Here is a 9,622-nt window from a genome sequence, read left to right on the forward strand (position 1 = left end):
TGCCGGGGTTGCCATCGCAGACGGGGCGCTATTGAAGTTTCTAAAGACAGCATGGAGCTGCTCTTCTGTCAGATCCTGGGTCTTTGCCTTTTGAAGCTGCTCAAGAAGGGCCGGTTTATCGCCTTTCCATTCCAGCCCGATGGGAGAGGCCTCCGGCGCTTTATCCTCTATCGTCATCTTCGGTAGATCCTGCGGCACGATGGGGGCCGCGAGCGGCGCAGTTTCGATTGGCGCTACGGCGCCAGGCGCTATTGATGTACTGACCGCGGCCTCCACAGGAGCGGGTGTTTCTTCGGCGGCGGGCGGAACTGCGGCGATCATTTCTGTTGGCGCGGCTTCTTCCTCGTCCGTGGAGAATAGGCTGAGCACATGGCCGCCGACATCCTTGCCGGTGATTTCCTCAATCGCGGAGTTAACCACGGAGACCGCCAGACCAATCGCGCCGCCATAGATGGTGCCACCGATATTGCGGGCGCCCGGGCTGATCTCATCGCCGGTAATCTCCCGATAGAGGGAGGAAACGCCGGGGATATGCTGTAGCGGGTTGATGATATCGAGAAAATCGTCGAAGCCGAAACCATCCTCGCCAAACCCGCCCTCATCGGCGATTTTGTTGCCGCTTTCATCGAGGCGTTCTTTCGGCACATATATCGCGGTCGGCTCATTTGGCAGAGCGCGATCGAGATAGGCGTATGGGTCATGGGTGACGGCGTTAATCGACATATAAATCTCCTTGCCCGATATACAGCAAGGAGCGTGCCAGAAATACCCGTATGAAACGGGGGTGGGGAGCCGCAAAGCCTTAATTTTACGGCAAAAATTGCCGGTTAAGAACTCCGCCGCCTATAAATAATGCCCACTGCGCTTTTTCTTGGTGGCGAGGTAAAGCTCGTTATGGGTGTTGGAAGGGAATTTGTGCGAGACCCGTTCGGTCACTGTGATGCCGTGACGCTCCAATCCCTCCACCTTTTCCGGATTATTGGTCATCAGCCGGGTTTTCTTGAAACCGAGCAGTTTCAGCATCTCGGCGGCGGGGCGGAACACCCGCTCATCCGCGTCGAAGCCAAGCCGTTCATTGGCATCAATCGTATCGAAGCCCTGCGCCTGCAGTTTGTAGGCGCGCAGCTTGTTGATCAGTCCGATGCCACGCCCTTCCTGCGCGAGATAAAGAAGAACGCCGCCGCCTTCCTCCTGAAGCGCTTTTAGCGCGCCGCGCAGCTGTTCTCCGCAGTCGCATTTGAGCGATCCGATGAGATCGCCGGTGAAGCATTCCGAATGCAGCCGCGCCAGCACGGGCTCGCGCCGGTTGGGGTCGCCGACGACAATCGCCAGATGCTCGATCCCTCCGTCTGCCGGGCGAAAAGCATGAAAAGTTGTGTTCTCCGCCGCCTGAAGCGGTACTTTCGCGGAGGCGACGGTCTTTAGTTGCAGCGCCGCAGAATCCTCAAACGCCAGAATATCCTCAAGGTTGACTCGCACAAGATCATGCGCCTCGCAAATATGATCTATCTGGTCAATCGAGAGCGGCGCGGCCAGAACCGAGGGGAGCAGCCGGGCGAGCTTCGTAAGTTTGATCGCCGCAGGAACGGTGGGAGGCAACCCCTCCTTTATCCGGGTGAAGGGCCCGCGAAAGGGCTGATCAAGGTCATGGGTCGCATCGGCAAGGGCGCGCATCAGGGGCGCATCCATCCATTCCTCGATCACCAGGCGGATCGTGTCATCGCCTGTCGGCTGGATATGCAGCACATTGGCGCGATGGGCGGTAAGGGCGAGGACTGGCGTCGCCCCGCTCCGCGCGGCAAGGGTCTCAAGCTCCGTATCATAGGCCATTTCCGTCGAGAGGATGAGGGAGGCTTCATCCTCCCCCGTTACCACGACGCTCAAGCCCCGGCGTAAATCCGCAATGGCGCGGTCAACGGCGCGCAGACGCTTGAGTTCAGTTTCATTTTTATCGTTGTTACTCATAATGTTCCGGTTTCCGGTTCGCGAATTCGCCGATGCATCAAGTCTATTAGCAGGCGGCGGCGGCGGGCTGCAAATGTTATATTATCACACATGGCCCGGGGCCAGTATTTTTCCAGGGCACGGGCGGAAAAACCATTATGCGCCGACAGTCTCCATATCACCAAGCTTCACTTTAACGTGAAAAGCACCGGCCATCTGTCCTGCTTGCCCTTGAATACCCCCATATGATACCAATTTTTAAGGCAGCGGGCCCGAAGAGATGCCCGACCGGATAATAGTAATGGGGAACAGGACATATGACGGGCGGCAAAAAAATCCTTCTGGTTGATGACGATAACAGCCTTCGGGAAACGCTGGCGGAACAGCTCGACCTGCATGAGGAATTCCTGACCCTGCAGGCGGAAACGGCGAGTGACGCGCTGGACAAGATCAAGAAGAGCCATTTCGACCTGATCCTGCTTGATGTGGGCCTGCCGGATATGGACGGGCGAGAGGCCTGCAAACTGATCCGCAAAACCGGGAACAAGGCGCCGATCATTATGCTGACCGCGCAGGACAGCGACAGCGACCAGATTCTCGGCCTTGAGAGCGGGGCTAACGATTATGTCTCCAAACCCTTCCGGATCGGGGTGCTGCTCGCCCGTATTCGCGCGCAGTTGCGCCAGCATGAGCAGAGCGAGGATGCGATCTTCACCATTGGCCCCTACAGCTTCCGTCCGGCGTCCAAATTGATGCTTCATAAGGAAACAGCGCAGAAGGTCCGTCTGACCGAGAAGGAAACGGCGATCCTGAAATATCTCTATCGCGCCGGAAACAAGGTGGTGACCCGTGATATCCTGCTGAATGAGGTCTGGGGCTATAACGCGGGGGTGACGACACATACGCTGGAGACCCATATCTACCGGTTGCGGCAAAAAATCGAGGCGGAGCCGTCGGATGCGAAGATTTTGATTACCGAGCCAGGCGGTTACCGCCTCGTTCCATGAACCCTTTTCACCCGTTTTCGCGTAAAACCTGCCCCGCCAGATAAAGACTGCCCGCGATCAGCAAGCGGCTGGGCTTTTCGGCGAGCGTTGGCTTTAACGCCTCCACCGCCGCCATCAGGGACGGCATCTCCGTCATATCAAGCCCGCCTGCCTGCGCCATGCTGGCCAGATCCACCGCTGGCGTCGCCGCCGCTTCCTCCGGGATGGTGATGCAATGGCCCGTCGTGATGACGGGCGCAAGCTTTGAAAAGAAAGCTTTCTGGTCCTTGGTGTTGAGCATCCCGGCGATCAGATAGGTGGGTTTCGGTTCCGTCTCGTTCCAGTTTGCAAAGCTTTTTGCGATCTGTTCCCCCGCCGCCGGATTATGCCCGCCGTCAAGCCAGACCTCCACATGCGCAGGGAATGCCTTGACAATCGGGCCATGTCTGAGGCGTTGCATTCGTGCGGGCCATTCCACCGCCGCAAGGCCTTTGTTAATGGCTGCGTCGGGAACGTCAAATCCACCAAGATGGTTGAGGCAGGCCACCGCCGTTGCCGCATTTTCAATCTGATGCACCCCGTGAAGGGCGGGCATAGGGAAGACACGCGCGCCGTTCATTCCGTCATACTGCCATCCGCCCGCAACTTTATGGCAGGACCATTCCCTGTCATATATATAAGAGAGAGAGCCTAGTGTTTCCGCCGTTTTTTGCAATATTTCAAGGACTACAGGATCCTGCAGGCCGATCACCACTGGCGCACCAGCCTTGATAATTCCCGCCTTTTCCCCGGCGATTCCGGCGAGATCGGTGCCCAAAAACTCCGCATGGTCGTGGGAAATGGGCGTAATTGCCGTAAGTGCGGGGCATGCCACCACATTGGTGGCGTCATAGCGCCCGCCAAGCCCGGTCTCCAGCAGCAGGATATCGCCGGGCGTGTCGGCAAAGGCCTTGAACGCGGCAATAGTGGTGATCTCGAAATAGGTGATGGGGGTCTCGCCATTGGCGGCCTCGCAATCAAGAAGCAGCTGGCTGAGGGCGTCTTCCTCGATGATCTTTCCCGCTAAACGAATACGCTCGGCAAAGCGCACCAGATGGGGGGAGGTATAGACATGCACCCGGTAACCCGCCGCCTCAAGCATTGCGCGGAGATAGGCCAGAAGGGAGCCTTTTCCATTGGTACCGGCAACATGGATCACGGGGGGCAAGCGCTGCTCCGGATGATCAAGCTTCGCGAGCAACGGCAGCATCCGGTCCAGAGTGAGATCAATGATTTTCGGGTGCAGCGTCATTAGCCGCGCGAGAATTCGATCGCTATGGGTTCCGGTCACAGCGGGATCAGTCTATTTCTTTGATGTGCTGGTTGCTTTTCCGTCCGCTGCCTTTTCGGAATCGCTTTCTTTGGCAGATTTCTTTCCGTTATTCTTCTGAACCACCGGTGGAAGTTTCAGCTTCGTGCCGAGAAGATCAATGACGCGGCATAATGTCTCGCGCATGTCTTGGCGATGCACCACCATGTCCAGCATGCCATGCTCCAGCAGGAATTCTGCGCGCTGAAACCCGTCGGGCAGGGTTTCGCGGATCGTTTCCTCAATCACGCGCGGCCCGGCAAAGCAGATAAGCGCGCCCGGCTCGGCAATCTGGATATCGCCCAGCATCGCGTAGGAGGCCGTGACGCCGCCTGTTGTCGGATCGGTCAGCACCACGATAAAAGGAAGGCGGCTCTCTTTCAGGCGCTGGATCGCAACCGTGGTGCGCGGCATCTGCATGAGGGAGAGAATGCCTTCCTGCATCCGCGCGCCACCGGCGGCCGAAAAAAGGATCAGCGGCGCTTTTTGCAGAACGGCGAGTTTCGAGGCGGCGACGATGGCCTCCCCCACGGCCAACCCCAAGGATCCGCCCATAAAATCGAAATTCTGCACGGCGATGACGGCGGAATTGCCGCCCATCTTGCCATGAGCAACCTTCATCGCATCGATGTCACCGGTCTTGTTCCGCGCATCTTTCAGCCGTTCGGTATAACGCTTGGAATCGCGGAATTTAAGGGGATCAACCGCCACTTCGGGCAGTTCGATCAGGTCGTATTTCGCATCGTCAAAGAGCGCGTCAAACCGCTCCGTCGGGGAGACGCGCATGTGATAGTCACAATGGTTGCAAACATTCTGGTTGGCTTGCAGGTCATTATGGAACAGCATCTGGCCGCAATCGGGGCATTTCACCCAGAGATTGTCAGGCGTATCCTGTTTCGTTGTTAGTTGCCGGAATTTCGGCAGGACCTTGTTCGTCAACCAGTTCATATTCGCGTCCTGTTACGTCTTATTTACGCTGCGGATGCCCGCTGAAATCTCACGCGCCAGATCAAGCACCCGTTTTACTTTATCGTCATCACTGTTGCCGAGGGCGACCTGCTCAACCAGAGCCGTGCCGACGACCGCGCCATCGGCGATTTTCGCTATTTCTGCGGCCTGTTCTCCGGTCCGAAGTCCGAAACCCACCGCAATTGGCAAATCCGTCGTCTTGCGGATACGGGTGAGGGCCTGTGCCACATCACTCGGCTTTGGCGCCGCGGCGCCCGTGGTTCCGGCAATCGAGACATAATAAAGGAAGCCCGACGAATTGGCGAGAACCTTCGGCAGGCGCTTGTCATCGGTGGTCGGTGTCGCGAGGCGGATAAAATTGAGCCCGGCATCGCGGGCAGGGAGACATAGCTCCGTGTCCTCCTCGGACGGGAGATCGACCACGATCAGGCCATCGACCCCGGCGGCTTTCGCATCGATAAGGAATTGATCGACACCATAGCTATAGATCGGGTTGTAATAACCCATGAGGACGATCGGCGTCTCGTCATCGCCTGTGCGGAATTCCGAAACCAGCTTGAGCGTCTTCTTGAGGGTGGTCCCGGACGCCAGCGCGCGCAAGCCCGCCTGCTGGATCGCGGGGCCATCGGCCATCGGGTCGGTGAAAGGGAGGCCCAGCTCGATAATATCCGCCCCGGCGCCGGGCAGGCCTTTCACGATTTCAAGCGCGGTCTCAAAGTTTGGATCGCCCGCCATCACATAGGTGACAAAGGCGGCGCGCCCGTCGGCCTTCAGGGCCTTGAAACGGCGGTCAATACGGGTTTCGCTCACAACTCAACTCCCAACGCGTCGGCAACGGTAAAGATGTCCTTGTCGCCGCGCCCGGAGAGATTGACGACGATGAGATGATCTTTCGGCAAGTCCGGCGCGAGCTTTTCGAGATAGGCCAGCGCATGGGCGCTTTCCAGCGCGGGGATAATCCCCTCCAGCTTGCAGCAGAGCTGGAACGCCTCCAACGCCTCGGTATCCGTTGCATTCACATATTTAACCCGCCCGATGTCATTGAGCCAGGAATGCTCCGGCCCGATCCCGGGATAATCGAGACCGGCGGAAATGGAATGCGCCTCCAGTATCTGTCCGTCGTCATCTTGCAACAGATAGGTGCGATTCCCGTGCAGCACGCCCGGGCGGCCCCCTTTAAGCGACGCCGCATGCTTGTCGGTATCAATGCCGTGGCCCGCGGCCTCAACGCCGATAATGTCGATACTCTCGTCATCGAGGAAGGGATGGAATAGGCCCATGGCGTTCGATCCGCCGCCGATGCAGGCGAGCAGGGTATCAGGAAGCCGTCCTTCAGCCTCCATGATCTGGCGGCGGGTTTCCTCCCCGATCACGCATTGAAAATCGCGGACAAGCTCAGGGTAGGGGTGCGGTCCGGCGACCGTGCCGATGATGTAGAAGGTATCCTCCACATTCGTGACCCAGTCACGCAAGGCTTCATTCATCGCGTCCTTCAAGGTGCGTGCGCCGGATTTGACGGGGATGACCTCTGCCCCCAGCAGCTTCATGCGGAAGACGTTGGGTTTCTGCCGCTCGATATCCGTCTCGCCCATATAGATTGCGCATTTGAGGCCGAAGCGCGCGGCAACGGTCGCCGTGGCGACGCCATGCTGTCCCGCGCCGGTCTCCGCAATGATCCGTTTCTTGCCCATGCGCCGGGCCAGCAAAATCTGCCCCATGCAATTGTTGATCTTATGCGCGCCGGTATGGTTCAGGTCCTCGCGCTTGAGATAGATTTTCGCGCCGCCGTAATGTTCGGTCAGCCGTTCGGCAAAATAAAGCGGGGATTCGCGGCCGACAAAATGCTTGAGCAGTCCGGAAAGCTCCTCGGCGAATTCCGGATCTTTTTTTGAGGCTTCATAGGCGGCATCCAGCTCCAGAATGAGCGGCATCAGGGTTTCGGCGACAAATTGTCCACCAAAAATGCCGAAATGGCCGGTTTCGTCCGGGCCGGTGCGATAGCTGTTCGGTTTCGCCATTCTCTTAACGCCTCAAACTTTCGTTATTCTGTGTCGATGGCGGCAACCGCTGCCAGAAAGGCCTCAATCGCTGCCGGATTTTTGCGCCCGGGCTCGAACTCGACCCCCGAAGAGGTATCGACAATCGTCGCGCCGGAAATACGCACGGCCTCGGCGATATTCTCTGCATCAAGCCCGCCCGCCAGCATCCAGGGGGTGGAGATCTTTGCATTTGCCAGCAATTCCCAGTCAAAGGCCAGACCATTGCCGCCCGGAAGCGCGGTTTCCTTGTTTTTAGGCTCTTTCGCGTCAAACAGCAACATATCCGCCACACCGTCATAGCGGGCAACGTCCTCAAGGGAGGCGGCGCTGTCGACCTTGATCGCCTTGATCACCGGCAGGCTATAGGCGTCCCTGATTTCCTGCACCCGTTCCGGCGTTTCCGATCCATGCAGCTGTATCCAGTCCAGCGATACAGTGGTGAGAATGTCGTGGATCAACGTCTCGTCCGGATCGACGAACAGCCCGACCTTCTTCACATGAATGGGCACCTTCGAGGAGAGCAAGGCGGCCTCATCCGCGGAGATATTGCGCGGGCTGGGGGGGTAAAAGACAAAGCCGACAAAAGCCGCGCCGTTTAAAATGGCGGCCTCAAGTGCGGCGGCGTCACTGAGGCCGCATATTTTTGCTTGTATGGACATTTACGCGGCAATGTCCCCGACGATGGCGCTTGCCGCGGCGGCGGGGTCTTCTGCGCCCGTGATCGGCCGGCCAATCACCAGATAGCTTGCGCCGTCGGTCATCGCCTCAATGGGGGTTTTCACGCGCTTCTGATCCCCATGATCGGAGCCTTTGGGACGGATGCCCGGCACGACCAGCTTGAAATCAGGACCGCAAGTCTGGCGGAGCGCCTGAATTTCGCGGGGGGAACAGATCACGCCATCGGCGCCGTTCTTTTGCGCGAGTTCGGCAAGGCGCAGGACTTGCTCTTCCGCCGGGCTATCCACGCCAACCGCTTTCAAATCCGCATCATCCATGCTGGTGAGCACCGTCACGCCGAGGATCAGGGGGCGGCCTTCGCCAAACTCGGCGGAAGCATCTGCCGCCGCGCGGATCATGGCGGGACCACCGCTTGCATGAATGGTGAGCATGGTGGGCTTGATAAATTTCGCCGCCGCGCGCACGCCGCCTGCGACCGTATTCGGGATATCGTGGAACTTGAGATCGAGGAAGAGCGGCGTTGTCTCGCCCGCGACGGTCATGACGCCCTGCGGCCCGTGGGAGGTGAAAAACTCCTTGCCGAGCTTGATGCCGCCGGAAATCGGTGCGAGCGCACGGCCAAGCGCGACAGCGGCGTCGAGGTTGGTTGTGTCAATCGCGGTGAAAACGGCATTTTGCGGCGTCAATCTCATGGCAAGGCCTCCTATTTTCTGAGATATAGGTGAAATCTGCGGCGATAATAGAGGCTTTTGACGAAATGAAAAGCGATAGCGGCGAATTTTGCTGAAATTACGCGCGAAACCCTATTGATTTGCTTTATAGGCGAGAATGGCGGCGGCGAGATCTTCCAGCGCCGCGCCGGTCGACTTGAAGAGGGTGTTTTCCTCATTTGACGCGCGACCGGCATGCGCGCCCCGACAGAGGTCATAAAGATCGGCCTGAAGATCGCTTTCTTTGATGACGCCTGATTTAAGCGGCTGGACGATATCGCCCGCCTCCTTCAGCCCGCCTTCGCGCGTATCGACAAATAGCGTCGCGGTTTTCACGGCATTATCATCGCTTTCGCGCATGGTGGGCGTGAAGGCCCCGACCAGATCGAGATGCGCGCCCGGCTTCAGCCAGTCGCCCCTGATCAGCGGCTCGGTGGAAAGCGTCGCGCAGGAAATAAGATCGGCGTCCCGTGCGGCGGCCTCCAGATCGGTGACGGCGCGGGCGGAAAACCCCTCCTGCGTCAGTTCGGCGGCGAGCTTTTTCGCCTTTTCCGGTCGGTGGTTCCAGATGGCGATGTCCGTGAAGGAGCGAACGGCGGAATGGGCGCGGATCAAGCAGGGCGCCATGGCGCCAGCGCCAACCATCAGCAGTGTTGATGCGTCTTCACGCACAAGGTAGGAGGCCGCGAGCGCGGAAGCGGCGGCGGTCCGACGGGTGGTCAGCTCCCCCGCCTCCATCAGGGCAAGGGCGCGACCATCGACGGCATCGAACAAAAGATAGGTTCCCTGAACGGAGGGGCGCCCCTTCGCGCCATTTTCCGGCATGACCGTGACGGTCTTGAGGCCGAGAAAGCCGCCCGACTGCCAGGCAGGCATGATCAGCAATGTGCCTTTTTTCTCATCCTCCGGATCGAGCCCGTGATGATGGCGAAGCGGCTGGGTGCAGCC

General features: G+C 58.7%; 9 protein-coding genes and 1 pseudogene. 1 reads left to right on the forward strand and 9 read right to left on the reverse strand.

Features of this window, described 5'->3' with window-relative positions:
- Both P1U71_RS14735 and ribA read right to left on the reverse strand, forming a co-directional pair.
- A pseudogene (locus P1U71_RS14735) lies at positions 1-723 on the reverse strand (hypothetical protein); the annotation flags it as partial.
- A gap of 120 nt (positions 724-843) precedes the next feature.
- Positions 844-1,965: a GTP cyclohydrolase II gene (gene ribA / locus P1U71_RS14740; RefSeq protein WP_301106385.1), complete on the reverse strand. Its 1,122-nt coding sequence runs from the start codon at positions 1,963-1,965 to the stop codon at positions 844-846.
- 296 nt (positions 1,966-2,261) lie between these two features.
- Between ribA and P1U71_RS14745 the strand changes: the two genes are divergently transcribed.
- Entirely contained in the window at positions 2,262-2,951 is a 690-nt protein-coding gene (locus P1U71_RS14745) for a response regulator transcription factor (RefSeq protein WP_301106386.1), read from the forward strand.
- Positions 2,952-2,958: 7 nt separating this feature from the next.
- Here the strand turns inward: P1U71_RS14745 and P1U71_RS14750 are convergent, their stop codons facing one another.
- The 7 genes from P1U71_RS14750 to P1U71_RS14780 all read right to left on the reverse strand — a co-directional run.
- Complete coding sequence (locus P1U71_RS14750) at positions 2,959-4,260, reverse strand: folylpolyglutamate synthase/dihydrofolate synthase family protein (RefSeq protein WP_301106387.1); 1,302 nt, start codon at positions 4,258-4,260, stop codon at positions 2,959-2,961.
- Positions 4,261-4,272: 12 nt separating this feature from the next.
- Positions 4,273-5,226, reverse strand: coding sequence for an acetyl-CoA carboxylase, carboxyltransferase subunit beta (gene accD, locus P1U71_RS14755; RefSeq protein ID WP_301106388.1), 954 nt, complete (start codon positions 5,224-5,226; stop codon positions 4,273-4,275).
- 12 nt (positions 5,227-5,238) lie between these two features.
- A complete protein-coding gene (gene trpA / locus P1U71_RS14760; protein WP_301106389.1) occupies positions 5,239-6,057 on the reverse strand; it encodes a tryptophan synthase subunit alpha in 819 nt (272 codons plus the stop codon).
- Positions 6,054-7,265, reverse strand: coding sequence for a tryptophan synthase subunit beta (gene trpB / locus P1U71_RS14765; protein ID WP_301106390.1), 1,212 nt, complete (start codon positions 7,263-7,265; stop codon positions 6,054-6,056). Before trpB ends, trpA begins: the two co-directional genes overlap by 4 nt.
- Positions 7,266-7,288: 23 nt before the next feature.
- Entirely contained in the window at positions 7,289-7,945 is a 657-nt protein-coding gene (locus P1U71_RS14770; protein WP_301106391.1) for a phosphoribosylanthranilate isomerase, read from the reverse strand.
- Entirely contained in the window at positions 7,946-8,656 is a 711-nt protein-coding gene (gene pyrF / locus P1U71_RS14775) for an orotidine-5'-phosphate decarboxylase (protein ID WP_301106392.1), read from the reverse strand.
- A 111-nt stretch (positions 8,657-8,767) separates the two neighbouring features.
- The coding region (locus P1U71_RS14780) for an ornithine cyclodeaminase family protein (protein WP_301106393.1) at positions 8,768-9,622 on the reverse strand (855 nt) is incomplete at its 5' end.

Source organism: Sneathiella sp., assembly GCF_029233945.1.
GTDB lineage: Bacteria > Pseudomonadota > Alphaproteobacteria > Sneathiellales > Sneathiellaceae > Sneathiella.

Bases quoted from the DNA above. Each gene is read 5' to 3' on its own strand.
- ribA (WP_301106385.1), bottom strand. From the start codon at position 1,965: ATGAGTAACAACGATAAAAATGAAACTGAACTCAAGCGTCTGCGCGCC.
- P1U71_RS14745 (WP_301106386.1), top strand. From the start codon at position 2,262: ATGACGGGCGGCAAAAAAATCCTTCTGGTTGATGACGATAACAGCCTT.
- accD (WP_301106388.1), bottom strand. From the start codon at position 5,226: ATGAACTGGTTGACGAACAAGGTCCTGCCGAAATTCCGGCAACTAACA.
- trpB (WP_301106390.1), bottom strand. From the start codon at position 7,265: ATGGCGAAACCGAACAGCTATCGCACCGGCCCGGACGAAACCGGCCAT.
- P1U71_RS14770 (WP_301106391.1), bottom strand. From the start codon at position 7,945: ATGTCCATACAAGCAAAAATATGCGGCCTCAGTGACGCCGCCGCACTT.
- pyrF (WP_301106392.1), bottom strand. From the start codon at position 8,656: ATGAGATTGACGCCGCAAAATGCCGTTTTCACCGCGATTGACACAACC.